We start from the raw sequence: 25,145 nt of genomic DNA, 5'->3' as shown, positions 1-25,145 counted from the left end.
GGGCGGGGGTGCGCTGCGGGGGTCAGGGCAGTTGGATGCGGGGCGGCGGGCCGGGCTGCGCGGCGCGTTTCTGCACCTCGCGCAGGGTGCTCTCGCCGGTCTCGCGGATGCCGTGCCGCAGGAAGCTGCGGCTGAGGCTGTCCGCGTCGCGTTCGAGCAGGTGCTGGAAGTTGGGGTTTTCGCGGTCCGAGACCTGCGGAAAATCGATGATCATGACAGTCTCCTCCCACCAGAGCAGGTTGTAGGTGCTGTAGTCGCCGTGCACGAGGCCCAGCCGCAGCAGGGCGGCCATGCCGTCCAGCGCGCCGTTCCAGGCGATCAGGGCGTGTTCGGGCGTCAGGACGGCCTCGCTGAGTCGCGGGGCGGCGTCGTCCTCGTCCCCGATGAAGCGCATCAGCACGGCGGGCGAGGTGGCGGCGCAGGCCTTCACGCCGGGACCCACGAGCGGCTCGGGGACGTTCAGCCCGGCACTCCAGAGTTTCCAGAGCATGGCGTACTCCGCGCCGGTCCAGAGGGCCTGCTGCGCCTTGACGCCGGCCGCGGTGCGGTTGCGGATGGCGCGGGCGATGCGTTCGTCGCCGACGGCGCGCCCGGCGCGGTACAGGGTGTCGTTCTTGAAGCTGCGCGCTTCGAGGTCACGGTAGAGCTTGAGGGCGATCAGGCCGCGCGGGCCGCGCGCGAGGTACACGGTGGCTTCCTTGCCGCTCTTGAGTTCTCCGAGGATCTCGGTGAGGTACCCGAGCTTCCGGAGGTTCAGGAGGGTGGGGTCGCCTGCCTCGGCGTCGCTGCCGTCGGCAGGCAGGACCATGTCCTTGCGGCGGCGTCTGCCCTGGACCTTGTGCTTCTTCTGCTCCATGCGCTGCCGGGGGTCGCCGGTCACGTCGTCGAGGAGCAGGTCGTTGCGGCCCTTCATCGGGGGCCGCGCAGCGGGTCAGGGCCTTGGATCTGGGCGGTGGGTCTCAGTGGTGGGTGCGGCATGGTGGCTCCGGTGGATGAGGGTCTGGACGCTGCGGACGGACAGGACGATCTGGATATTCTCGCTCATGACTGCACCTCCTTGCTGGTGTGGTTCCAGCGTAGCAGACGCCCGGACCGTTAGGCCACTTGGCGTAGGGTACCTGTGACGTGCCGTCCCTTTCCGTGCGGCACGGGGCGGAGGGCGGCTCTGCAGCTCGGCCCTCCCGCCGAGCCGCCGGGAGCGGCTATACCGTTTCTTCATGTTTTTGAAATGTTAATGATACCTAGGGGCCACCGGGCGCTCGGCATACTGGGCGCAAGGCAGACTCCACGGGACCGCGACCGCACCTGCGGACGCGGCCCGCACCGACCTCCGCGCACCGCGCGGGCACGTGCGCGGAGGTCCGCCGGAACGCCACTCACCCTCTCTCTACTCTTGCAGGACCCCTAGGAGCACAACATGGCCGTATCACTGACCAAGGGCGGGAACGTCTCGCTGAGCAAGGAAGCCCCCGGACTCAAGAAGATCACGCTGGGCCTCGGCTGGGACCCCCGCAAGACGGACGGCAAGGAGTTCGACCTCGACGCGATGGTGTTCCTCGTGAACGACGCGGGCAAGGTCCGCAGCGACGCCGACTTCGTGTTCTTCAACAACAAGCAGTCCTCGGACGGCAGCGTGGTCCACGCGGGCGACAACCGCAGCGGCGCGGGCGACGGTGACGACGAGACCATCATGATCGACCTCGAGAAGCTGCCCGCCGACGTGCAGAAGGTCGTGGCGACCGTCGTGATCTACGAGGGCAAGGAGCGCGGCCAGAACTTCGGCATGGTCGACAAGGCGTACATCCGCGTGCTGAACGGCGACGGCGGCGCGGAAATCGCGCGCTTCGACCTGTCCGAGGACGCCGGGACCGTCACCGCCATGATCTTCGGCGAGGTGTACCGCAGCGGCGCCGACTGGAAGTTCAAGGCGATCGGCCAGGGGTACGACGCGGGCTTCCAGGCGCTCGTGCAGAGCTACGGCGTGAACGCCTGAAGACGCCCGCAGGCGGGCACGGTCGCCCCCGCCCCGCCTGAACAAGCAGCACTTCTGGAAGGCGGAACCGGGTGGCGTCCCGGCTCCGCCTTTCCTTACCTTCCGTCCCCCCACGTGGAGCATGCATGCCTGAACTGATTCGTGGTCAGCGGTTGAAACTGTCGGACCTGACGCCCTCCCTGCAGCTGGAACTGGGCGTGCGCGTGGCCGGTCCCGCCAGCGAGTACGACGTGAGCGTGTTCGGGCTCGACCCGGCCGGGAAACTGTCGGACGAGCGGTACATGATCTTCTACAACCAGCGGTCCAGCCCGGAGGGCGCGGTGACGCTGCTCGGCCCGCAGGCGGGCGGCGAGACGCGCTTCGCGCTGGACCTGTCGCGCGTGCCGCGCAGCGTGGAGCGCCTGATGGTGACGGCCAGCGTGGACGCGGGCAGCTTCTCGCAGATCTCCAGCGGGCACCTGAGCGTCCGGGCGGGCGGGCAGGAACGTGCGCGTTTCCCGTTCCACGGCGCGGATTTCGGGCCGGAGCGGGCCGTGATCGTGGCGGAAGTGTACCTGAAGGACGTGTGGCGCCTCTCGGCGGTCGGGCAGGGCTTCGCGGGCGGGCTGGACGCGCTCGTGAAGGCGTACGGCGGTGAGGTGGCGGCCCCGGCCCCCACGCCCACCCCACCCGTGAATGCCGCCCCGCCCGCGCCTGCCCCGCCGCGCCCCGCACCCGCCCCGGCGGCCAGTCCCGCAGCGCCCATCGACACGCGGCGACCCGCTGCGCCCGTCCCGCCCACCCCTGCAACACCCGCCAGCACGCCGCCCAGCACGGTGCGGCTCAGCAAGGTCACGCTCGAAAAGCAGGGCCAGCGCGCCAGCATCAGCCTCCGCAAGGACGCCGGACAGCAGCCCGTGCACGTCAACCTCAACTGGGACAAGGGCGGCGGCACCCGCCGCGGCATCTTCGGGCTGCCGGTGGCGGTCGGCGACTCGGACCTCGACCTCGGCTGCATGTACGTCATGAAGGACGGCGACATGGGCGTCATCCAGGCGCTCGGCGGGCGCTTCGGGTCCGAGCGCTTCTCGCCGTACATCATGCTCGACAAGGACGACCGCAGCGGGCAGGCGCTCGACGGCGAGAACCTCTACATCCTGCGCCCCGACCTCATCCAGCAGGTGCTGGTGTTCGCGTTCATCTATCAGGGCACGAGCGACTTCACCGCCGTGAACGGCCGCCTGAACGTCAAGGACGCGGGCGGCAACGAGATCTTCATCCGCCTGAACAACCCCGACGCACGCCGCACCTTCTGCGCCATCGCCATGTTCGAGAACGTCGGCGGGCGCATCGAGGTCAGCAAGGAAGAACGCTACTTCCAGGGGCATCAGGACTGCGACCAGCACTACGGCTTCGGCTTCCAGTGGAAGGCAGGCAGCAAGTAACGCCGCCCCCGGACGCTGTCCCCCTCAAGTTCATCCGGTTCCGCGTTCCGCGCGGCTACCATGTTCCACAAGGACCTCCATGCAAGACCTCCAGGCAGGCCAGAAACTCAAGCTGGCGGACCTCACGCCCGCACGCCAGCTGACCGTCACGGTGGACGTGCAGCACCCCGACGCCGACCTCAGCGTATTCGGGCTGGACGACGACCGCCAGCTGAAGGACGACCGGTACTTCGTGTTCTTCAACCAGCCGAGCAGCCCGCAGGGCGAAGTCACCGTGAGCGGCGACGGCACCTCGCGGCGCTTCGAGGTGAACCTCGCGGCCCTCCCGGCGAGCGTGTCGCGCCTGATGTTCGTCGCGACGAGCGACACCGCCCCGCTCAGCGCCATGCAGGGCGGCAGCGTGACGCTCGCGGCGGGCGGCACGCCCCTGGCGCGCATGCCGCTCGGCGCGGCGGGCCTGGCGGGCGAGAAGGCGCTGATGCTGCTGGAACTGTACCGGCACAGCGGCGACTGGCGCGTGCAGGCGGTCGGTCAGGGCTTCGGCGGCGGCCTGAAGGCCCTGCTGGAGTACTTCGGCGGCGAAGCCAGCGACGACGCGTCCGCGCCGCCCGCTGCGCCACCCGCGCCCGCCGCCACGCCCGTGTCGCTCGTGAAGGAACGGCAGGCGGTGCTGCTCAGGAAGGCCGAGAGCACGCCCGGCATGGTGAACCTCATCAAGCAGGCGGCCGTCAGCCTCGAAAAGCGCGGCCTGTCGGAGGCACGCTACCGCGTGAAGCTCGTGCTGGACATCAGTGCGTCCATGACGCAGGAGTTCCGCAGCGGCGCCGTCGACGACCTCGTGCGCCGCGCCCTGGCGCTCGCCGCGCGCCTCGACGACGACGGGCAGGTGGACGTGTACCTGTTCGGCATTCAGGCGCACCGCATCGGCAGCGTGTCGCTCGAAACGGTGGAGGGCTTCGTGCCGGGCCTGCGCTTTCAGTTCGAGGGCGGCACGCACTACTCCCCCATCCTGAAACTCGTGCGGGAGGACAGCCGCCGCGAATCCAGCCGCGACCCGGTGCTGGTGCTGTTCATCACGGACGGCGCGACCAGCAACCGCGCGGCCGCCGAACGCGAGATCCGCGACGCGTCCAGCGAGGCGATCTTCTGGAAGTTCATGGGCATCGAGGCGGGCCGCGTGGACTTCGAGTTCCTGGAGAAGCTCGACGACCTGCCGGGCCGCGTGGTGGACAACGCGGACTTCTTCAAGGTCCGCAGCCCCATCCGGCTGCCCGACGCGGAACTGTTCGAACTGCTCGTGAACGAGCTCGACACCTGGGACCGCGAGAGCCGCCGCGCCGGACTGCGCTGACCCCCCACCCCTCACAAGGACCTGCACCACCCACCGCACTTCAAGGAGTCTCATGGCACTCAGCCTCAGCAAGAACCAGACCATCAGCCTCGAAAAGACCGCCGGGAGCGGCCTGCAGCGCGTCACCATGGGCCTCGGCTGGGACGTCGCCAAACCCAAGGGCTTCCTCGGGAAGCTGATGGGCGGCGACGGCGGCAGCATCGACCTGGACGCCAGCGCGCTGTTCTTCGACGCGGGCGGCACCCTGCTCGACAGCGTGTGGTTCCGGCAGCTCAAGAGCCGCGACGGCAGCGTCACGCACACCGGCGACAACCGCACCGGCGCCGGGGACGGCGACGACGAGCAGATCAAGGTGGACCTGGGGCGCGTTCCGCAGGACGTGCAGACCATCGTGTTCACCGTGAACAGCTTTCTCGGGCAGACGTTCGGGAAGGTCGAGAACGCGTACTGCCGCCTCGTGAACGACGCGGGCGGCGCGGAGATCGCGCGCTTCAACCTCTCGGCGGGCGGCGACCACACCGGGCAGGTCATGGCGCGCCTGTACCGCGAGGGCCGCGACTGGAACATGCAGGCGCTCGGCACGCCCAGCCGCGGGCGGACCTTTCAGGACATGCTGCCGGACATCCGCCGTCACCTGTAAGCCCCGCACGTCGTAAGCTTCCACAGGGACGCGGGACACCCCGCGGCCCGCACCCCACGCCCGCAGGCCCAACGCAGCCCGGCGGGACGCACAGGAGGATCAATCATGGCGCTCTCCCTTCAGAAAGGCGGCAATCTCTCCCTCAGCAAGCAGGACCCGAACCTCCGCCGACTGGTGGTCGGCCTGGGCTGGGACGCGCGCTCCACCGACGGTCAGGACTTCGACCTGGATGCCAGCGCCTTCCTGCTGAACAGCGGCGGCCGGGTCCGCAGCGACGCGGACTTCATCTTCTACAACCAGCTGCGCAGCGTGGACGGCAGCGTGGAGCACACGGGCGACAACCGCACCGGGGCGGGCGACGGTGACGACGAGCAGATCAAGGTGGACCTGGGTCTCGTGCCGCAGGACGTGGACAAGGTCGCCATCACGGTCACCATCCACGACGCGGACGCCCGCCGTCAGAACTTCGGGCAGGTCCGCAACGCCTTCATCCGCGTGGTGAACGAGGACACGGGCGCCGAGGTGGTGCGCTTCGATCTGGGTGAGGACTTCTCGACCGAGACGGCCGTGATCTTCGCGGAGGTGTACCGCAACGGCGCGGAGTGGAAGTTCCGTGCGGTCGGTCAGGGGTACGCGGGCGGCCTGAAGGCCCTGTGCGGCAGTTACGGCGTCGTGATCTGAACGGAATTCCGGTGACGTCCCTGCACGGTACGGGCGTCACCGGACTGGAGGGTCGCGCCTCGGCGTGTCTCTGCCCCGGGTGAGCGGAAGGTACAGTCCTTCTCATTCGGGGCTTCTTTGTCCCCCGCCCACCACGCTAGATTGACGTTCGACCGTGACCGGGCCCAGCGAGGTCCGGCCGGAGCGGCACCGTGAGCGGGTCGCCGCGTCCTGTATCACCGGAGAAGACATGCAGAATTTCGTCAAGAACTTTGGCTTCGCCATCGGCGTCAGCGTCGTGGCCCTCATCGTGGCGGTGGTGGACGGGTACCTGCGCAACGGCAACTCCATCTCGGCCGCCGGGTCCGCCCTCATCATCGCCATGCTGCTCGGCATTCTGGAGCTGTCGCTGTCCTTCGACAACGCCGTCGTGAACGCGGGCGTGCTGCGCAACATGGACCCCAAGTGGCAGCGGCGCTTCCTGACGTGGGGCATCCTGATCGCCGTGTTCGGCATGCGGTTCATCTTCCCCATCGTGATCGTGTCGATCACGGCGGGCCTGGGCTTCTTCGAGGTGATCCAGCAGGCGTTCGGGAACCCGGAGGAGTACAGCCGTCACCTGGAGGAGGCGCGCGTTCCGATCAACGCGTTCGGCAGCAGCTTCCTGATGCTGGTGTTCCTGAAGTACCTGATCGATCCCGACAAGGACGAGCACTGGTTCGCGTGGCTGGAACGCAAGCTGGCGCGCGTCGGTCGCCTGGACACCATTCAGGTCGTGATCACGGGCGCGGTGCTGCTGCTCGGCGTGCATTACCTCGTGGCGCCCGACATGCAGTACACGGCGCTCATCGCGGGCGTGGTCGGCATCCTGGTGTTCCTGGTGGTGGACGCGCTCGGCAACCTGTTCGACGTGGACGACATGGCGGCCCGTGCGGGCGCGGCGGGCCTGGCGAGCTTCCTGTACCTGGAGGTGCTGGACGCGAGCTTCTCGCTGGACGGCGTGATCGGTGCGTTCGCGCTCACGAAGGACATCGTGATCATCGCGGCGGGCCTGACGATCGGCGCGATCTTCGTGCGGTCCCTGACGGTGTCGCTCGTCCGCAGCGGCACGCTGGACACGTACCGGTTCCTGGAGCACGGCGCGCACTACGGCATCGGGGCGCTCGCGGTGATCATGCTGCTCAGCATGAGTGACAGCGTGCACATCCCGGAGGTCGTGACGGGTCTGATCGGGGCGGGCTTCATCGCGCTCGCCATCTGGACGAGCCTGCGCGCCAACCGCCGCGAGGCGCTGGAGCAGACGAGTTCGCGCAGCTGACCGGAACACCCGGAGGCGGGTGGGGGCGGGGCAGTTCTGCGGGACTGTCCCGCCCCTGCCGTTCCGGGGCGCGGGCCGGGGCACGCTACGCTAGCCTGAGGGCATGACGGACAGCAATCTCCTCAACCGGGCCAGGGGCGTCCTGAACCTGTACCGGGGCGCGTCGGGCGGGGAGCGGCAGGCGGCGCGCGGGGCGCTGGTGCGGCTGCTGAGCACGCACGGCCTGACGTTCCGGGATCTGGAGCCGGGCCTGCCGCCCACCCGCGATCCGGACGACTTGGAGGGCTGGCGGCCCGCGCACGGGTGGCTGGCGGCGCTCGGCACGGACGGGCAGGACGACGCCCTGCTGCGCCTCGTGGATGCCGAGGACCTGAGCGTCCCGGAGCGGCGGCAGGTGCTGGAGGCGCTGTCGGTGCCGGCGCTGGTGGCGTCGCGCGCGGCGGGCTGGCTGGACGCGGACCCGGAACTGACGGAGGAGCTGCTGGTGCAGGCGGGCGCGGCCCTGACACCGGAAGACATCGTGCAGGATGCGCGGCCCATCGCGCAGGCGGTGCAGCTGCGCGCACTGCAGGGCGCGTGGCTGCTCGCGCGGCCGGAGCGGCAGATCCGGGCGGAGTCCGAGGTGCACGCGGAGTTCCTGGCGGGCCTGCTGGACGGACTCGGGGCGCGCCGGGCGCGCATCGAGGTGCAGGGCGCGCAGGGGGCCGGGGAGGGCGCGCCGCGCTTCGTGGTGCTGGCGCGGCTGAGTGCCGGGGAGCTGAGCCGGTTCCGCACGGCGGCCGCGCAGCACGGGCCGCGACTGGAGGGTGAGCTGCGCCGCGCCGCGCGGCAGCTGGGCCGCGAGCTGGGCGGCATGGGTTCCTGAACGGTCCTCCTCTCCCCTCCCTTGTTTTCCCGTTCGCGTTGCCCGGCCGGTCGTCACGCCGGGCGGCCGTGCCGCTCACCGTTTCCTTCACCTTCTCGTTCCGGAGTGCGGGCCGTTCCGGAAGTCCTTCAAGGCAGGCATGCATGGACACCGTGTACTTCAACAAGAATTTCTCCGTCACCAGCGCGCAGATCGAGGCCGTCCGGCAGGAGGGGCGGCTGCGGACGCTCGCGAGTCACAGCGACCCGCAGAACCCGATGCTGCACGTGGCGGACCGGGGCGTGCAGGAGCCGCGCGGCCTGCTCGGCGCGGCGTACGTGGACTGGCTGCTGGAGACCGTGTGGCGCGAGCGGCCGCAGGTGTTCATCGTGGGCAAGGAGGCGGCGGCCGTCGCGGACCGGGCGGCGGAATTCCTGGCGGCCGGGGTGCAGGTGCTGACGGTGGCGGACGCGGCCACGCTGCGCCTGCTGGACCGCAAGGACGAATTCCTGAGCGGCTGGGACGCGGACCTGCTGCCGATTCCGGCCTGGACGACCTTCCGGGACGTGGCGGGCTTCGAGGCGGGCGTGGCGGCGCTGCGGGCTCATCCGGCGTTCGTGCCGGGCGTGACGCGGCTGTGCGTGAAGCCCGCGCGCGGCATCTACGCGGCCGGGTTCCGGGTGCTGACCGAGGGCCGTGACCTGGGCAGCTTCCTGAAGGGCGAACTGTACCAGATGAGTTACGACGAGGCGCGGCGCCTGTTCGCGCAGGGCGAGGAGGACGGCTCCGCGCTGCCGACCATGCTGCTGATGCACACGCTGGAGGGCGCGGAACGGTCCGTCGACTGCGTGGCGTGGCAGGGCGAGCTGGCGGCGGCGGTCGTGCGGCGCAAGCTGCCGGACGGCGGTCCGCAGCTGATCGAGGACCGGCCGGACCTGCTGGAGGCGGCGCGGGGCGTGGCGCGGCGGTACGGGCTGAGCGGCATCTTCAACTTTCAGACGAAGGACGCGGTCCTGCCAGACGGGTCGCGCGTGGCGAACATGCTGGAGATCAACGCGCGCGCGTCGGGCGGGCTGCGGTACAGCATGGCGGCGGGCGTGAATTTCGCGTCGCTGGCCGCTCGGCTGGCGCTGGGCGAGGTGCGGGCGCAGGACGTGCCTGCGGGGCGCACGGGGCTGCGGGTGGCGGAAATGAAGACCGCGGTGGTGCTGGAGGGCGGGATGCCGGGACCGGACGGCGCGGCGGCGGTGCGGTCGTGACGCGGGCCGACGGGGGAACGGTGACGGAGGCGGAAGGGACGGTGACGGAGACCGGCGGTTCCGGCGGGACGGTGACGCGCGTGCGGCTGCCGAGCGGCGAGCTGCGGCTCGCCCTGCACGGCGGGCCACCCTCTGTGGCCGGGCGGGACGGCGCGGTGCCGGACGGGACGGCGGGCAGTGCGTGGCCGCTGGAGCGGCTGCTGGGCTTCGGAGTGCGCCGTAACCCGAAGCGCGGTTACCTGCTCGTGAGCCGCGTGCTGGGCAAGCACGTGCCGGTGTCGCCGCTCACGGTGCGTGAGGCGCACCGTGCGCTGGCGGCGCAGCTGCCGCAGGGGCTGCCGGGGCCGGTGCTGGTGGTGGGGCTGGCCGAGACGGCCACGGCGCTCGGGGAGGGCGTGGCGCGCGAGTGGGCGCGCCTGTCCTGCCGGGACGACGTGACGTACCTGCACACCACCCGGTACCACCTGCGGTCGCCGCTGGCGCTGGAGTTTCAGGAGCCGCACTCGCACGCGAGCGGGCACCTGCTGTACCGCCCGGTGCGGGAGCGGGACGCGCGGCACTTCGGGCAGGCGGGGACGCTGGTGCTGGTGGACGACGAGCTGTCCACCGGGACGACGCTGGAGAACCTGGCGTGCGCGTACCGGGCGCTGAACCCGGCGCTGCGGGAGGTGGTGCTGGTGAGCCTGACGGACCTGTGCCCGAGGCACGCGCAGGTGCAGGCGGCGGTGGGGGTGCCGGTGCGGAGCGTGAGTCTGCTGAGCGGCGCGCTGGAGTTCGAGGCGGACGCCGCGTACCGGCCGCCGGTGCTGCCGCCGGTGGTAGGGGACGGGGGGGACCGCACGGACCTGCTCGCGCCGCGCGGGGCGAGGACCGGGGAGGACGTGAGCGACTCGCCGCTGCTCTCCGAGGCGCTCGCGGGCCTGCTGGGGCTGCCGGTGGGGGCGCGGGTGCTGGTGCTGGGGACGGGGGAGTTCCAGTACCTGCCGTATCTGCTGGCGCTGCGGGTGCAGGAGGCGCGGCCGGATCTGGTGGTGCGGCATTCGGCGACGACGCGCAGTCCGGTGACGGTGTGGGGGGAGATCGGGTCGGCGCTGGAGTTCACGGACAATTACCGAGACGGCATCCCGAACTTCGTGTATAACGTAACCGCTGGGGCCTTCGACCACATCCTCGTCGGCTACGAAGGCCACGCCCACCCCGACCCGGCCCTGCTGGACGCCCTGAACGCCACGGCCGTCCGGCTCGCCTGACCACGCACCCTCTCCCACCCACCCCGGAGGTTCCCATGCACACCATCGCCCTGTGCGACCTGGACGACACCCTCTTCTTCACCGGCCGTAAACTCGACGAGGCGCTCCGCGCGGGCACCGCCACCCTCGACCGGACGGGCGAGCCGCACAGCTTCCACAGCCGCACGCAGGCGCACCTGCTCGGCACGCTGCTGCGCGGCGCGACCCTGGTGCCCGTCACGGGCCGCGACCGGGAAGCGTTCGAACGGGTCGTGATGAGCTTCGAGTCCTGGGCGGTGCTGGACCACGGCGCGACCGTCCTGCGTCCCGGCGGACAGCCGGACCGCGCGTGGACGCTCGTGATGCGCGAGACGCTCGAAGATCAGGCGGAAGCGCTGCGGCTCGCCGCGCAGGCCGCGCAGCACATCAGCGACCTGATGCACCTCGACTGCACCGTCCGCCTGCACGAGGCGTCCGGCCTCCCCATGATGGTCGTCGTGAAGCACCCGTATGCCCTGCAGAACAGCCTGGACGCCATGAGTCAGCAGTGGGCGCTGTGGCGGCAGGAGGCGGGCATCGACCTGCGGTACTTTGCGAACGGCAACAACCTGACCGTCATCGCGCGCGGCGTGAGCAAGGAAGCGGCCGCCGCGTACGTGCTGGAACAGCTGCGCGAGGAGCACGACGGGGAGGAACTCGTGACGCTGGGTCTGGGCGACAGCCTGGCTGACGTGCCCTTCATGAACCTGTGCGATTTTGCGCTCACGCCCGGCAACAGTCAGCTGATGCGCGCGGTGCTGGAGAACGAACTTGAGCAGCGTTAGGCCGCCCCCACCCGCCCCGCACCCCCCCGCCACCGTGCGCAGCAGTTACGCGCAGGGCGACCTGCGCCTGCTGATCGCGGCAGGCGAGGCCCCCACCGTCACGCTCGCCGAGAAGGAGTCGCGCATCGCGGCGGGCGAGTCGTACGGGCACTTCCTGACGCCGGAAGCGCCGCCCAGCGACCTGCAGACCGCCACGTACCGGGACGCCCTGCAGCGCAACGGACCGCACGTCGCGGCCGCCCTGCTGGGCCTCGCCGCGCAGCTGCAGGCGCGCGCGGCCGGGGGCAGCGTGACGCTCGTGTCGCTCGCGCGGGCGGGCTTCCCGGCGGGCGTGCTGCTGCACCGCCTGCTGAGCAGGTCCGGCGTGGACAGCGCGCACTACGGGCTGAGCATCGTGCGCGGGGTGGGGCTGGACCTGCACGCGCTGGCGCTGCTGCTGCGCGAACGGGACGCGGGCAGCGTGGTGTTCGTGGACGGCTGGACCGGCAAGGGCAGCATCCTGGAGACGCTGCGCGGCAGTCTCGCCGGGCACGTCGTGCGCCCCACCCTCGCGGCCCTGTACGACCCGGCGGGCGTGGCGACCCTGGCGGGCAGCTTCGAGGACCGGCTGCTGCCGCACGCGGCCCTGAACGCCACCGTGAGCGGCCTCGTGAGCCGCACCTTCCTCACGCGGGACGCGGCGGCCCGCGGCCTGCACGCTGCCGAGCACCTGCACGCCCTGCACGCGCACGACGTGAGCGCCGCGTACGTGAACGCCCTCGACACCCTGACCCGCAGCGCGCACGCCCTGCCCGTCCCGCAGGACCGCCCGCACGACCCGGCCAGCGCGGCCCTCGCCATCGCCGCGCAGTACGGGTGCCGCGACCCGCACCTCGCCAAGCCCGGCATCGGCGAGGCGACCCGCGTGTTCCTGCGCCGCCGCCCGGCCGCGCTCGTCGTGCGCGCCAGCACGCAGGACACGCACCACCTGGAAGTCATGGCGAGGGACGCGGGCCTGCCCGTGCACCTGCACCCGGACCTGCCGTACGCCGCCATGAGCCTCATCGGCCCCGGACACCGGGAAGAACGGCACCGGGAGGAGACCCCGTGACCCTCAGAAGGCCTGCCACGCCCACCACCGTCACGCCCGCCATCGACCCGCTGCAGCTCGGCGCGAGCCTGTACACGCCCGCCACCCGCCACGACCTCGCCGACCTCGGCAACGGCGACAGACGCCCCGGCGGCCTGCCGCTCCCGCACTCCCTGATCTACTGCCTGGAGGACGCCGTGCGGACGCAGGACGTGCCGCTCGCCCTCGCGCGCCTCACGGACGCCCTCCCGCAGCTGCGTCCCGGCAGCGGACCGCTGCGCTTCGTGCGCGTCCGTGACCTGCGGACCCTGGAGGCGGTGCTCGGCATGGACGGCTGGCGCAACCTGCACGGCTTCGTGCTGCCCAAGGCGACGCGCCGCACCCTGCGCGACACCCTGGGCCTCCTGCCGCCCGGCGTGCCCGTCATGCCCACCCTGGAGACGCGCGAGGTGTTCAGCGCCCGCCAGATGGAGTCCCTGCGCGACTTCCTGACGGACAGCGGCATGAGCCGCCGCATCCTGACGCTCAGGCTCGGCGGCAACGACCTGATGCAGCTGCTCGGCCTGCGCCGCGTGCCGGGACAGACGCTGCACGAGGGACCGCTCGCGCAGACGATCCAGATGCTGGTGGGCACCTTCGTGCCGTGGGGCTTCTCGCTGTCCAGCCCGGTGTACGAGGTGTTCAGCGATCCCGTCACGCTGCGCCGCGAACTGCGTCAGGACCTGGAGCGCGGCCTGACCGGCAAGACCGTCATTCACCCCTCGCAGGTGAGCGTGGTGACGGAAGCGTACCGGGTGGACGCCCGGCACCTCGCGCAGGCCCGCGCGATCCTGGAACCGGACGCGGACGCCGTGTTCGCCCTGGACGGCGCGATGTGCGAACCCACCACGCACCGCGGCTGGGCGGAACGCATCCTGCGGCGCGCGCAGCTGTACGGCGTGCAGGACGACCCCGAAGTTCCGAATCCGGAGTCCTGAACCCGTTCCTTACGTTCTCCTGCCCGTCAGCTCATCCGGTTTGGTGCTCGCGGCGGGCGGCGGCTTCGCGTTCCGCCCGGCTGAACGCCGGAAGTTCAGCTCAGAACCGTCAGAGCTCACCCACAGAGGCGATGGACGCCTTGCGGTGCGTGGGCGTGAAGAACACCTGCCCGTGCCCGCTCAGCACGTACACGAGGCCCTCGCCGCTCCGCATGGCGCTGCGCAGGCCGCGCACCAGGGGGCGCAGCTGCACCTGCAGGGACGCGCTGTACATCAGCATCAGGTCGCCGTCCAGCACGAGTTCCTCGCCGCGCAGTTCCACCACCTCGATCTCCTCGGCCGCGACGGGCGACTCCACCACGAACAGGCCCCGGCCGGACAGGCGCGGCTGCGCGAAGCCGTTGCCGGACAGCACGCCGGACACGCCCCGGTGCATGTGCGTCGTCAGCTGCACGGTGTTCTGGCAGGCGTAGAAGGCGCGGTCGTCGAGAAGCAGGTCGTCCTGACCGTCGAGTTCCGCGATCACGAAGTGCTGCCGCGTGAGTTCCGTCCACACGTCGCCCGTCCCGTCGAAACTCGTCGCGAAGGCCGATTCGCCCGTGGCGTTGCCGCGCAGGGCGCGCGTGAGCATGCCGCCCTTCTCGTGCTGCCTGACGGCGCTCACGATGCGGCCGTGCGAGTACAGGAACGCGCCCGGTTCGAGCAGGATGCCCGCATTCTCCAGCGTGAAGCGCACCTGCCGCTGCCCGGTCGCGTGGTAGTGCTCGGCGATCTCGGCGCCCGAGGCGTGGTTCTGGATGACGCGCTGCAGGGTCGCGATCTCGTACACTTCGGCTTTCAGGCCCGGCACGGCCTGCTCGCTGGTCTTGAAGCGGTGGGAGGACATACGCCGAAGGTAGCGCACCGGCCGCCCGGACCGGCGGGCAGCGTGCCGACTGTCCGGAACGGTGGGAAGCGTGCCCACTGCCCGGAACGGCAGGAAGCGTGCAGGCGAGTACAATGGGCGGCGTGTCCACAGGGTATGTCATTGTCGCCGTGCTGCTCGCCTATCTGCTGGGGGCCATTCCGGCCGGGGCCTGGGTGGCCCGCCGCCGGGGGGTCGACATCCGCACGGTCGGCTCCGGCAACAGCGGCGCCACCAACGTGCAGCGCAGCCTCGGCTGGGGGCCGGGCCTGGTGGTGGGCCTGTTCGACATCCTGAAGGGCGCGCTCGCGGTGCTGATCGCGCAGCGGCTCGGGCTGACGCCGCCGCTCGCGGCGCTGTGCGGGTTCGCGGCGGTGGTGGGCCACAACTTCAACGCCTTCAACGGCTTCCGGGGCGGGAAGGGCGTCGCGACGAGCTTCGGGATGATGCTGCTGGTGGACCCGCAGAGCAGCGGCGTGGCGTTCGTGGTGGCGTTCACGGTCATGTACCTGACGCGGTACGTGTCGGCCGGGAGTCTGGTGGGGGCCGTGACGACCTTCGCGGTCGCGGCGCTGCTGGGCCGCCCGTGGTGGGAACTGCTGATCGTGGGCGTGGTCGCCGCGATGATGTTCTACCAGCACCGCGAGAACATCGTGCGCCTGCGCGCCGGGAACGAGAGCCGTTTCGGGCAGAAGGTGACGCTGCCCGCCCCGCCCGCACAGAAGATCGTGAACTGACGCGCTCACCCCTCCCCCACCTCGCCCCCCGCTGCACGGTCCCGTGGCACGCGTGGCAGGGTGCGCTATGCTGGAGCATCATTCATCGTCGCGTCCCGGGAAGCGGTTCCGCGTTCCGGCCAGTGGAGTCCTATGCCTGCACGGATCCGCATCTACGGTCACGAAGCTGTCTTTGCCCAGGGTCACTGGGCCTGCCCCGACGACAGCCTCCAGGCGATGCTGGAGGCCCTGGCCGACCCGCGCGCCGTGTCGCCCGAGGCCGAGCAGGCGCACGCGCTGTACTGCGCCGGGAAGTTCGGGGGGCTGGTGCACACCCCGTACGGCTGGGAGGCCGCCGCGCACCCGGAACCGGAAATCCGGCTGGAGGACTTCGCGCCGCCCAAAGCGCCCGAACGTGCCGGGTGGCTGAGCTTCATGCGTAAACGCCGCTGACCGCCCCCCCACCGGACAGGCCCCGCCCCGCGCGGCCCGCCTGCCCAGCCAGCCCTGTCCAGTCAGCGCGGACCTGGCCCCTTGACCCCCCCTCCGGGAGCGGCTAAGGTTGAGCCATGCCCGTGAGCACCACCATTCCCAGTTGAGCGGCCCGCGATCAGCGAGAGCCGCCCGCCGCGTATGGCGGGTTTTTTGTTGCCCACATCCCACCCCCGCAGGAGGACCCCCATGAAACTCGCCATCGTAGGAGCCACCGGAGCCGTCGGTCACGAACTCTTGAGCGTGCTGGAGAAGAGCACCCTCACCTTCAGCGAACTGCAGCTGTACGCCTCGCCGCGCAGCGCGGGCAGCACCCTCACCTTCCGCGGTCAGGAGATCACGGTGCAGGCCACGCCGGACGGCCCCATTCCTGCCGACCTGATCCTCGCGTCGGCGGGCGGCAGCATCAGCAAGGCCCTCGCGCCCGTGTGGGTGAAGGGCGGCGCCGTCGTGATCGACAACTCCAGCGCCTTCCGTTACGACGACACGGTGCCGCTCGTCGTGCCGGAAATCAACGGCGAGGCGGCCCTCGCGCACCACGGGATCATCGCGAACCCCAACTGCACGACCGCCATCGCGGCTGTCGCGGTGTGGCCCATCCACCGGGCGTACGGCGTGAAACGCATGATCGTGTCCACGTACCAGGCGACGAGCGGCGCGGGCGCGAAAGGCATGCAGGAACTCGAGGAGCAGACGCGCAGCGTCCTGGCGGGCAACCCGGCCGGGCACGAGGTGTTCGCGCACCCCATCGTGTTCAACCTCATCCCGCACATCGACAGCTTCCAGAGCAACGGCTTCACCAAGGAAGAGATGAAGGTCGTGTGGGAGACGCACAAGATCTTCGGGGACGACAGCCTGCGCGTCAGCTGCACCGCCGTACGCATCCCCACCATGCGCGCGCACAGCGAGGCCATCACGCTGGAACTCGAACGTCCCGCCGACCCGGAAGCGGTGCGTGAACTGCTGCGCCGCAGTCCCGGCGTGAAGGTCGTGGACGACCCCGAAGCGAAACTCTACCCGATGCCCCTCACGAGCAGCGGCGAGTACGACGTGGAGGTGGGCCGCATCCGCAGCAGCCTCGTGTTCGACGGCGGCCTGGACCTCTTCGTGAGCGGCGATCAGCTGCTCAAGGGCGCCGCGCTGAACGCCGTGCAGATCGCCGAGTACCTGCAGCAGAAGGGCGCGCTGAGCGGCACCGCCAGCCCCGCCTGAGAGCAGGCGGAAGACCACGGAAGGAGCGGGGCCGGACAGTGCGTTCCGGCCCCGCCCTTCTGCCATGCCCGTGACGCATGCCCCTGTGCTGCGCGCGGAACCTTCCTGAAGTTCAGGGCAGCGTGACCGGGCCGCCGGCAGTCTGGAAGGTGGCGCGCAGGGCCGCGTCGCCCTGGGTCACGTCCAGCGGCGTCCCGATGAAGCCCAGGGCGTCCAGCGCGGCGTGCAGGCGCTCCGGGTGGGGGGTGCGCAGGTGCAGGCGCTCCAGCGTCATGTCGCTGCCGGGCGGCCGGGCGTTCGGGGCGAGGCTCTCCCACTGGATCAGGCTCGGCAGCACGCCCTGCATCGGCAGGGAGCCGTCCGGCGGGACGGTCAGCTGCCACCTGTTCGTGCCGCGTGACAGGGCCAGCACGTCCCCGTGGTCCTCGGTGGAGCGCCGCACGGCCCGCTCGATGGACGTCACGCCCGCCACCCAGTGGATGAGGGCCGGGCCGGACCGCAGCCGCTCGTGCATGGCGGGCGTGTCCAGCTCGAACCAGCGGGGGTGGGTGGGTTGCGGCGCGGCCGGGTTGATGGCGATCACTTCCAGGTACCCGCGCTGGAAGGGCAGCAGCGCGTTGTGCGTGCCGAAGTACCCGTGCTCGCCGCCAGGGGTGGGGCGCATGCCGAGGTGCGTCTCGACCCAGTCCATGCCGGACGTGAGGTCGCGGGACGCGAAGACGAGATGGTCGAACGTGGCGCGTTGCTCGCTGTGGGCCGTCATTGCCGCCTGAGGGTACCGTCTGACGCGGAGCGAAAGGTGTCGTGGCCTGCAGCGGCAGGCGGAGCGGCCGGGGGTGGGGGCGGTCGCGTCATCCGCCCAGTGTACCGAAGGGGCGGCGGGCACGCGGGGGCAGGCGCGTGTTCAGGCGCCCCTGGGGCGGCTCATGCCGACCGGGTCGCCGAGCAGGATCGCCGCGGCCTTCTCGCCGCTCTCCATCGCGCCCTGAATGCCGCTCATGGACGTGGATTCCGACGCGCGCAGCACGCCCGGCATCCGCGTGGCGTGCCCGGCGAGCCGCGACGCGAACCCGGCAGGCTGCGCGAACTGCGCGTGCGGGACGCGCGTCACGGCGAGCGTCCCGAACCCGTTCACGGCGTCCCCGTACCAGTCGCGCAACTCCGCGCGGACGGCGGCGTCCAGTTCGGCGTCCGCGAGGTCCGGCGCGCCCGGCACCGTCACCACCAGCAGGTCCTGCCCCTGCGGCGCGCGGCCCGGCACGGCCTGCCCCATCCACTGCGCGTTGTTGACGAGGCCCCCGGCGGCGTTCAGCAGCAGGCGCGGCTGCACCTCCGGGGAGCGCGGCGCGGCGTAGCTGAGGTACGTGCTCGGCACGCTCCCCAGGGCCGGGGCAGGCTCACCGAGCAGGTGCGCGGCGGTGGGCGGGTCGGTCGCCACGATGACGCTGCCCGCCTCGAGTTCCCCGAGGGTGGTGTCCACCACGACGCTGCGTGCCGTCTGCACCAGCCGCTCCACGCGCACGCCCGTCGAGACGCTCAGACCCGACGCGAGCTGCGCGGGAATCTGAAGCATCCCGGCGCGCGGAACGGCGATCTGGCCGTCCATCAGCATCCGGAAGTAGTACCGGAAGAGGCGCGCACTCGTGCTGAGGTCGCGGTTCAGGAAGATCCCGCCGAAGAACGGCGCGAAGAACGACTGCACCGCCCCGTCCGAGAAGCCCAGTTCCTGCAGGTACGTGGCCGTGGAACGGTCCGGTCCCTGCAGCAGCAGGTGCGGCGCGCCGGACCGCAGCGACACCGCGAGCCGCGCGACGCGCAGCTTGTCCGCGAGCGGCAGGACGTCCGAGCGCAGGGTGGACAGCAGGCTGCCGGGGTCGCGGAAGGGATCGCCGAGCACCTGCACGTCCCCTCCGCGCCGGACGGCAGCGGCGGGCGGCAGCGTGACGAGGTCCAGCGCCGCGAGGTCCAGGTGACGGCGCACCGCGGGGTACGCCGTGAACAGCACCTGGTACCCCTCGTCGAGCGTGAAGCCCTGCCGGGTGAACGTGCGGACGCGCCCGCCGACCTGCGGGCCGGCCTCCAGCACCCGCACGCGCCGCCCCGCGCGGACCAGCGTCCGGGCCGCCGTGAGTCCCGCCAGTCCCGCCCCCACCACGATGATGTCCACCATGCAGGGAGTCTAGAGCATCCGTTCCGGGCACGGCCGGAAGAGGCGCGTCGCCCCCTCCCGTGCCGGGCAGCGCTGCACGGCGTCCGGCGCGGCCCGGCCCGCTGCCCGCTATGCTGAGCGCCCATGCCTTCCCTGCCGAGCCGCCCGACCGCGCCCAGGCCCACCCCGCTCCCGCCGGTCCTCGTGGCGGGCGGCATCAACGCGGACGTGCTGGGCCGCACCCTGCACGCCCCGCAGCTGCACACCAGCAACCCGGCCGTGGCGGGCGTCACGCCGGGCGGGGTGGGCCGCAACATCGCCGAGCACCTCGCGCGCCTGCTGCCCGGACGATCCGTGCGGCTGCTCGGCGCGGTCGGGCGGGACGTGCTGGGCGTCAGCGTGCTGGACGCCACGGCCCGCGCGGGCGTGAACGTGGACGGCGTGCTGCACCTGCCGGGCGAGACGGGCCTGTACCTCGCGGTGCTGGACGACACGGGCGAACTGCACGTCGGGCTGGCCGCCATGGCCCTCACCGACACGCTGACGCCGGACGTGACGGCCCCCTGGCGTACAGGCGTGCCCGGCGCGGACCTGCTGGTGCTGGACGCGAACCTCCCGCCCGGCACAGTCCTCGCACTGCTGGACGCCGCGCGGGCGGCAGGCGTGAGAGCCGTGATCGAACCGGTCAGCGCCCCCAAGGCCGCCCGGCTCGCCGCGGCCCTGGCGGGCGACTGGCACGGCGTGCACCTCGTCAAACCGGACCGGCAGGAACTCGCGGCCCTGACCGGCGAGCAGGACCCCGACCGGGCCGCACGCACCCTGCTCGGGTGGGGCGCGCGGCACGTGCTGCTCACGCTCGGCGCGCACGGCAGCGTCCTGTACGGCCCGGACGGCGAGGTGGTCCGCACGCCGTGCACGCCGGGCAACGTGCGCGACGTGACGGGCGCCGGGGACGCGCTCGTGGCGGGCGTGTGCGCGGCCCTCACGCGCGGCTGGCCGGTCCGGGACGCCGTGCGGCTCGGGCACGCCTGCGCCGCCCTGACCGTCGCGAGCGCCCAGACCGTCCCGGACACCCTGACGTGGGACGCGGCCCTGCACGCCCTGCCGCACGGCGACCCCCACCCGCACGGCACCTGAAAGGCAGCCGGGCCGATGCTCTACACTGACCGGCGATGACGCTGAACCCCAGGCTGGAGTACACCCCCGAAGTCCGTGACGCGCTGCAGACGGGCCGTCCCGTCGTGGCGCTCGAAAGCACCATCGTGAGCCACGGCATGCCGTACCCGCAGAACGTCCAGACGGCCCGCGAGGTGGAAGCCGTCGTGCGGCAGGAGGGCGCGGTGCCCGCCACCATCGCCGTGATCGGCGGCCGCATCAAGGTCGGCCTGAACGACCCGGAACTCGAACAGCTCGGGCAGGACCCCACCTTCGGCAAGATCAGCACGCGCGACCTGCCGCACACCGTCGCGCTCGGCCGCAACGGCGCCACCACCGTCGCCAGCACCATGCGCGTCGCGCACCTCGCCGGGATCCGCGTGTTCGCGACGGGCGGCACGGGCGGCGTGCACCGCGGCGGGGCGCTCAGCATGGATGTCAGCGCCGACCTGACCGAACTGAGCCGCTCGCAGGTGTGCGTGGTGAGCGCGGGCGTCAAGAGCATCCTCGACATCGGCCTGACGCTGGAGGTACTGGAGACGCTGGGCGTGCCGGTCCTCACGCTCGGCTCCACCGAATTCCCGTCCTTCTACAGCCGCTCGTCCGGCTTCACGTCGCCACTCACGGTGGACACGCCCGAACAGGCGGCCGCCGTGCTGCGCGCCAAGTGGGACGTGTGCGACGCCGGGATGGGCGGACAGCCGGGCCAGCCGGGCGGCGCGCTCCTCGCGAACCCCATCCCGCACGACGCGGAAATCCCGGCCGCCGAGATCGCGCCGCACATCGACGCGGCCCTGCGCGACATGGACGCGCTCGGCATCACCGGCAAGGACACCACCCCGTACCTGCTCGGCCGCATCGTGGAGATCACGGGCGGACGCAGCCTCGTGGCGAACATCGCGCTCGTCAAGAACAACGCCGCCGTCGCCGCGCGCGTCGCCGCCGCGTACTGCGGCATGAACATGAACTGATCCGCTCCGGAGGAGACGGAGGGGAGCGCCAGCCGTACAGGCCGCGCTCCCCTTCCCTGTACCCGCCCGTGCCGGGGCGCGTTCAGTCGCCGGTTTCGTGCCCCACGTCGATGCGGTTCCCGTCCGGGTCCTGGAACACGAAGGCGCGCAGGCCGTACTCCTTGTCCCGCAGCGATTTCACGATGCGCGCCCCGGCCTTCACGCAGCGGGCGTGCAGGGCGTCCGCGTCGTCCACCAGCAGGTGCGCGACATTGAACGGCGCGGGCGCGTGATGGGGCTGCAGCGTCAGGTGCAGTTCCGCCGCGCCGCGCTCCAGGATCACGAACCCGACCGGGCGGCCGTTCTCGAATACCTTCCGGAAGCCGAGCACGCCCTGGTAGAAGGCGAGGGCGCGCGCCATGTCCCGCACCGGCAGCATGGGGGCCACGCGGCCGAACGTCACGCCATGGTCTGTCTCTTCGTTCATGCCTGATACGGGTTTGAGCTGAACTTGTAGAGTTCAGCCGAGCGAAGCGAGTGCCAACAAGTACGGTTTTGAGGAGATGGAAGGGATGTCGGTGCTGCTTCCGGCATCCATGGAATCGGATCAAAACCGTATGAGTCCTCACGCGGGGCGGCATGGGACGCCGGGCGGTGCCGACTCGCCGCGCCCCCCGCACGGCAGCGGCGAGTCGGTGCGCTCGTCCCCTCAGTGTAGCGTTCAGGACGACGGAACCCCCACGGCCTCCCCTGTACCGCACGAAACGCCCGCGTTCCACAGGGGGAACCGGGCAGAAGGAGAATCACCAGGAGGAGGAGGGGGACGGCACGTGCGGCGCACCGCGCCCCTCGCCTCTGACCCGCACTGTACGCCCCTTCGCACGCCCCGGCATCCGCCACGCGGCGCACCCCCGGATACGCCAGATGGCGGGGCGGGGCAGGTGTTCAGGCGGTGGTGAGTTCCTGCTGCGCCTGCAGCTGCCGCACGATTTCGGCCATGGCGTGGTCGGCGTGGAAGCGGCCGTTCTCGATGAAGACCTGGTTGGTCTTGCCGGCGAATCCGGCGCTGCCGACCACGAAGAGGCCGGGGACGCTGCTCTCGTAGTGCTCGTCGAGCACGAGGCACTGGTCGTCGTGCTCGGCGAGGTGCAGGTCCGACAGGAAGCTCAGGTCGGGGCGGTAGCCGGTGAGGGCGAAGGTGTAGTCGGTGGGCAGGTCGAGGGTGCTGCCGTCCTGCCGCTGCACGAGGACGTGCTCCGGGTGGATTTCCATCACCTGCGAATCGAAGTGCGCGGTGATGCTGCCTTCCTTGATGCGGTTTTCGAGGTCGGGCCGCACCCAGTACTTGATGGTGCTTTTCAGTTCGGGCGCGCGGACGACCATGGTGACGTTCGCCCCGCCGCGCCACAGGTCGAGGGCGGCGTCGGCGGCGCTGTTCCCGGCGCCGATCACGGTGACGTTCAGGTTCCAGAAGGGGTGGGATTCGGTGTAGTAGTGCGAGACGTTCTCGGAGTCCTCGCCGGGAATGCCGAGGTGCAGGGGGTTGTCGTAGTAGCCGGTGGCGACGATGACGCGGCGCGCCTCGACGACGCCGCGCGTGCCGTCCTGCGCTTCGACTTCCAGGGTGAAGCCGGCGGGCGCGGCGTGCACGCGGGTGACTTCGGTGTACTGGCGGACGTTGAGGTTCTCGCGCTGCGCGACGAGGCGGTAGTACATCAGGGCGTCCCGGCGGTCGGGCTTGTCGTGCCCGGTGACCATGGGGTGGTTGCCGATCTCGAGTTCGGGCGCGGTGGTGAAGAACGTCATGTATGTGGGGTAGTCGAAGATCGCGTTGACCACGCAGCCCTTCTCCAGCACCTCGTAACTCAGTCCCGCGCGTTTGGCGTGAATGGCGGCGCTCAGGCCGACCGGTCCCGCTCCGATGATTGCCACGTCGATCATGACGGCATTGTGCCAGAGGGGCGCGCGGCAGACCGTGAGCGGCGCCCGTCATGGCCGGGGTTCGGGTGTTGGGTGTTCAGGGGGCGCGGCAGGTGTTCGTCCAGGGGGCGGTGCCGGGCGTGCCGCTGCGGGTGAGGAGGACGTCCACCTCGGCGAGTCCGGCGGGCGAGTCGGGGTCGCCGTCCGTGCGGTTCACGAGGAGTTGCGCGCGCAGCGGCCCGAATCGGCGGTCGAGGGTGACGTCCTGTCCGGCGCGGACGGCGCCCTCCACCCAGGCGCGCAGGTCGGGGAGGCGTTCCGTGCCGACGTTGAAGCAGGTGGTGGCGGCGCGTCCCACCATGCGGCCCATGAGTTTGCCGATGGTGGGGCCGCCCTGCGTGAGGGCCGCGCGGCCGCCCATGAAGGTGAAGTGCACGGTGTTGGCGGCGGGCGTGCCGCTCAGGATGACGCTCCACTGCCCGCCGAACTGGTCGGGCAGCAGCGCGTAGCCGCGCTCGCCGCGCCGCACGCGGTCGTCTGGGAGGGGGCGCGTCTGCCGGAACACGCCGTCGGCGGACAGGCCCGCGAGGAGGTCGTGGCTGGCGGCGTCTGCCGTGCCGCCCGTCAGGAGGGCCAGGGCGAGCGGCACGGTCCGTGCGGGCGGGGTCATGCGTTCAGCGTAGCGCTGGTGAGGGGTGGGGCGCTCCGCCCGTTCGGGAGGGGGGTGGGTGTGCGGGTCAGGCGTTCTTCCCGGCCGGGAGGGGTGCGGGTGCGCGCTGGCCGGTCAGGAGCAGCAGGGCGGCCAGGATCACGCCCGCTCCGAGGCCGAAGGTGGGGGCAGGCCCGGAGCGGGTGTACAGGGCCCCGCCGCCGATCGGTCCGGCCACCTGCGCGAGCGAGGAGAAGGCGCCCGCGCCGCCCTGCACGCGGCCCTGCGCGTCGGCGGGAGCGGCGTTGGAGAGCAGGGCACTCAGGGACGCGTTGAAGATGCCCTCGCCGGACGCGAACAGCAGGGTGCTCAGGTACAGGAGGGCCGCGTACGGCAGGGCAGGCAGCAGCGCCATGACGGTCATGCCGACCACGCCGAGGCTCAGGCCGAGCAGGGCCACGCCGCGCTCGCCCAGCCGTCCGAGCAGGGTGGGCAGCAGCACGCCCTGCGCGACGATGTCGCACACGCCCACCAGCATGAACACGGTGCTGACCTGTCCCGGCCCCCAGTGCAGGGCGTCGCGGGCCAGCAGGGACAGCGTGGTCTGCATCAGCGAGAACGGCAGGATGAACAGCACGCTGACCGTCACGAGGCGCCGGACGGCCGGGAAGGCCAGCGCGCCGGACAGCTGCGTGAGCGGGTTGAGGTGCGAGGCGCCCAGGGGACGGCGGGCCGCCACGCCGAGGCTCTCGGGCAGCGCGAAGGCGCCCCACAGCATGTTCAGCACGCACACGCCCGCCGCAGCGTACACGGGGGTGCTCAAGCTGACGTGCGACAGCAGGCCGCCGATGGCCGGGCCGATGATGAAGCCCGCGCCGATCACCGCGCCGATCTGCCCGAACACCTTGCCGCGTTCCTCTTCGGGGGTGGTGTCGGCGACGTAGCCGAACAGGGCGCTCATGCCGCCGGAACTCAGGCCGTCGATGACGCGGCCCAGGAACAGCATGGCGAGGCTGCCGCCGATGCCGAAGAACACGTACCCGACCGCAGACCCGAACAGCGCCAGCATGATGACGGGGCGGCGACCGTAGGCGTCGCTGAGCGCCCCGAGGACCGGGGACCCCAGGAAGCCGCACAGGGCGTACGCGGCGCCGAGCAGGCCGATCGTGGCGGCCTGCTGCGACGCGACCGGCACGTACGCGGCCACGATGAACGGCAGGACCGGGAACACGAGGGCGAAGCCGATGGAGAACAGGAAGGCCGTCACCATCAGGAACAGGATGGGCGGCCGGGCGGTCTGGGCGGTCGGTTCAGTCATGCGTTCAGGCTAGGGGGCGGGGGGGCGGCGGGTCTTGTACATCTGCGACACGCAGGCGGGGCGGGGGCGTCCGGGAGGGCAGGACACGAGGG

At 71.4% G+C, this 25,145-nt stretch carries 25 protein-coding genes; 17 read left to right on the top strand and 8 right to left on the bottom strand.

Features of this window, described 5'->3' with window-relative positions; genetic code table 11:
* Nucleotides 1-22: 22 nt before the first annotated feature.
* Nucleotides 23-913 (bottom strand): RIO1 family regulatory kinase/ATPase domain-containing protein, encoded by an 891-nt coding sequence (locus IEY33_RS12920; RefSeq protein WP_188963699.1) that lies wholly within the window; start codon nt 911-913, stop codon nt 23-25.
* A 504-nt stretch (nt 914-1,417) separates the two neighbouring features.
* Here IEY33_RS12920 and IEY33_RS12915 point away from each other — a divergent pair.
* The 12 genes from IEY33_RS12915 (at nt 1,418) to IEY33_RS12860 (ending at nt 13,588) form a co-directional block, all read left to right on the top strand.
* On the top strand, nt 1,418-1,993 hold the full coding sequence (locus IEY33_RS12915) for a TerD family protein (RefSeq protein WP_188963698.1): 576 nt from the start codon (nt 1,418-1,420) through the stop codon (nt 1,991-1,993).
* Between the two features lie 125 nt (nt 1,994-2,118).
* Nucleotides 2,119-3,417: a TerD family protein gene (locus IEY33_RS12910; RefSeq protein WP_188963697.1), complete on the top strand. Its 1,299-nt coding sequence runs from the start codon at nt 2,119-2,121 to the stop codon at nt 3,415-3,417.
* Between the two features lie 79 nt (nt 3,418-3,496).
* Nucleotides 3,497-4,768 (top strand): VWA domain-containing protein, encoded by a 1,272-nt coding sequence (locus tag IEY33_RS12905; RefSeq protein ID WP_188963696.1) that lies wholly within the window; start codon nt 3,497-3,499, stop codon nt 4,766-4,768.
* A 52-nt stretch (nt 4,769-4,820) separates the two neighbouring features.
* Nucleotides 4,821-5,408, top strand: coding sequence for a TerD family protein (locus tag IEY33_RS12900; protein ID WP_188963695.1), 588 nt, complete (start codon nt 4,821-4,823; stop codon nt 5,406-5,408).
* Between the two features lie 105 nt (nt 5,409-5,513).
* Entirely contained in the window at nt 5,514-6,089 is a 576-nt protein-coding gene (locus tag IEY33_RS12895; protein ID WP_188963694.1) for a TerD family protein, read from the top strand.
* A gap of 229 nt (nt 6,090-6,318) precedes the next feature.
* The gene (locus IEY33_RS12890; RefSeq protein WP_188963693.1) at nt 6,319-7,386 is read left to right on the top strand and encodes a DUF475 domain-containing protein; all 1,068 of its coding nucleotides are present in this window, start codon (nt 6,319-6,321) and stop codon (nt 7,384-7,386) included.
* 103 nt (nt 7,387-7,489) lie between these two features.
* Nucleotides 7,490-8,251 (top strand): hypothetical protein, encoded by a 762-nt coding sequence (locus IEY33_RS12885; protein WP_188963692.1) that lies wholly within the window; start codon nt 7,490-7,492, stop codon nt 8,249-8,251.
* 143 nt (nt 8,252-8,394) lie between these two features.
* A complete protein-coding gene (locus IEY33_RS19490; RefSeq protein WP_188963691.1) occupies nt 8,395-9,489 on the top strand; it encodes an ATP-grasp domain-containing protein in 1,095 nt (364 codons plus the stop codon).
* Nucleotides 9,486-10,739, top strand: coding sequence for a phosphoribosyltransferase domain-containing protein (locus IEY33_RS12875; protein ID WP_188963690.1), 1,254 nt, complete (start codon nt 9,486-9,488; stop codon nt 10,737-10,739). The genes IEY33_RS19490 and IEY33_RS12875 overlap by 4 nt, the downstream gene beginning before the upstream one ends.
* Before the next feature lie 35 nt (nt 10,740-10,774).
* The gene (locus IEY33_RS12870; protein ID WP_188963689.1) at nt 10,775-11,542 is read left to right on the top strand and encodes an HAD family hydrolase; all 768 of its coding nucleotides are present in this window, start codon (nt 10,775-10,777) and stop codon (nt 11,540-11,542) included.
* Nucleotides 11,529-12,632: a cysteine protease StiP domain-containing protein gene (locus tag IEY33_RS12865; RefSeq protein ID WP_188963688.1), complete on the top strand. Its 1,104-nt coding sequence runs from the start codon at nt 11,529-11,531 to the stop codon at nt 12,630-12,632. Before IEY33_RS12870 ends, IEY33_RS12865 begins: the two co-directional genes overlap by 14 nt.
* Complete coding sequence (locus tag IEY33_RS12860; protein ID WP_188963687.1) at nt 12,629-13,588, top strand: HpcH/HpaI aldolase/citrate lyase family protein; 960 nt, start codon at nt 12,629-12,631, stop codon at nt 13,586-13,588. The genes IEY33_RS12865 and IEY33_RS12860 overlap by 4 nt, the downstream gene beginning before the upstream one ends.
* A 109-nt stretch (nt 13,589-13,697) precedes the next feature.
* Here the strand turns inward: IEY33_RS12860 and IEY33_RS12855 are convergent, their stop codons facing one another.
* Nucleotides 13,698-14,474, bottom strand: coding sequence for an AIM24 family protein (locus IEY33_RS12855; RefSeq protein WP_188963686.1), 777 nt, complete (start codon nt 14,472-14,474; stop codon nt 13,698-13,700).
* Nucleotides 14,475-14,587: 113 nt separating this feature from the next.
* On the opposite strand from IEY33_RS12855, the gene plsY reads away from it, so the two are divergent.
* From plsY to IEY33_RS12840, 3 genes are all read left to right on the top strand, one after another.
* Complete coding sequence (gene plsY, locus IEY33_RS12850) at nt 14,588-15,229, top strand: glycerol-3-phosphate 1-O-acyltransferase PlsY (protein WP_188963804.1); 642 nt, start codon at nt 14,588-14,590, stop codon at nt 15,227-15,229.
* A gap of 132 nt (nt 15,230-15,361) precedes the next feature.
* The gene (locus IEY33_RS12845) at nt 15,362-15,661 is read left to right on the top strand and encodes a hypothetical protein (RefSeq protein ID WP_188963685.1); all 300 of its coding nucleotides are present in this window, start codon (nt 15,362-15,364) and stop codon (nt 15,659-15,661) included.
* Between the two features lie 228 nt (nt 15,662-15,889).
* Nucleotides 15,890-16,912: an aspartate-semialdehyde dehydrogenase gene (locus IEY33_RS12840; protein WP_188963684.1), complete on the top strand. Its 1,023-nt coding sequence runs from the start codon at nt 15,890-15,892 to the stop codon at nt 16,910-16,912.
* 112 nt (nt 16,913-17,024) lie between these two features.
* Here the strand turns inward: IEY33_RS12840 and IEY33_RS12835 are convergent, their stop codons facing one another.
* Nucleotides 17,025-17,675 (bottom strand): VOC family protein, encoded by a 651-nt coding sequence (locus tag IEY33_RS12835; protein WP_188963683.1) that lies wholly within the window; start codon nt 17,673-17,675, stop codon nt 17,025-17,027.
* 141 nt (nt 17,676-17,816) lie between these two features.
* Nucleotides 17,817-19,082, bottom strand: a complete 1,266-nt coding sequence (locus IEY33_RS12830) for an NAD(P)/FAD-dependent oxidoreductase (protein ID WP_188963682.1) — start codon at nt 19,080-19,082, stop codon at nt 17,817-17,819.
* Between the two features lie 123 nt (nt 19,083-19,205).
* On the opposite strand from IEY33_RS12830, the gene IEY33_RS12825 reads away from it, so the two are divergent.
* Both IEY33_RS12825 and IEY33_RS12820 read left to right on the top strand, forming a co-directional pair.
* Nucleotides 19,206-20,198: a carbohydrate kinase family protein gene (locus IEY33_RS12825; RefSeq protein ID WP_188963681.1), complete on the top strand. Its 993-nt coding sequence runs from the start codon at nt 19,206-19,208 to the stop codon at nt 20,196-20,198.
* Between the two features lie 35 nt (nt 20,199-20,233).
* Nucleotides 20,234-21,187, top strand: a complete 954-nt coding sequence (locus tag IEY33_RS12820) for a pseudouridine-5'-phosphate glycosidase (protein ID WP_188963680.1) — start codon at nt 20,234-20,236, stop codon at nt 21,185-21,187.
* An 82-nt stretch (nt 21,188-21,269) separates the two neighbouring features.
* On the opposite strand, the gene IEY33_RS12815 is transcribed toward IEY33_RS12820, so the two are convergent.
* The 4 genes from IEY33_RS12815 to IEY33_RS12800 form a co-directional block, all read right to left on the bottom strand.
* Nucleotides 21,270-21,653 carry a bleomycin resistance protein gene (locus tag IEY33_RS12815; protein WP_188963679.1) on the bottom strand — a complete coding sequence of 128 codons (384 nt, stop codon included), beginning with the start codon at nt 21,651-21,653 and terminating at the stop codon, nt 21,270-21,272.
* A gap of 458 nt (nt 21,654-22,111) precedes the next feature.
* Nucleotides 22,112-23,107, bottom strand: a complete 996-nt coding sequence (locus IEY33_RS12810) for a YpdA family putative bacillithiol disulfide reductase (protein ID WP_188963678.1) — start codon at nt 23,105-23,107, stop codon at nt 22,112-22,114.
* Between the two features lie 76 nt (nt 23,108-23,183).
* On the bottom strand, nt 23,184-23,756 hold the full coding sequence (locus tag IEY33_RS12805; protein ID WP_188963677.1) for a hypothetical protein: 573 nt from the start codon (nt 23,754-23,756) through the stop codon (nt 23,184-23,186).
* 67 nt (nt 23,757-23,823) lie between these two features.
* Nucleotides 23,824-25,053, bottom strand: a complete 1,230-nt coding sequence (locus tag IEY33_RS12800; protein WP_188963676.1) for an MFS transporter — start codon at nt 25,051-25,053, stop codon at nt 23,824-23,826.
* Between the last annotated feature and the right edge of the window lie 92 nt (nt 25,054-25,145).

The sequence above is a fragment of the Deinococcus aquiradiocola genome, from assembly GCF_014646915.1.
In the GTDB taxonomy this organism is placed as follows: domain Bacteria; phylum Deinococcota; class Deinococci; order Deinococcales; family Deinococcaceae; genus Deinococcus; species Deinococcus aquiradiocola.
This window is presented reverse-complemented; position numbering and strand designations above follow the sequence as displayed.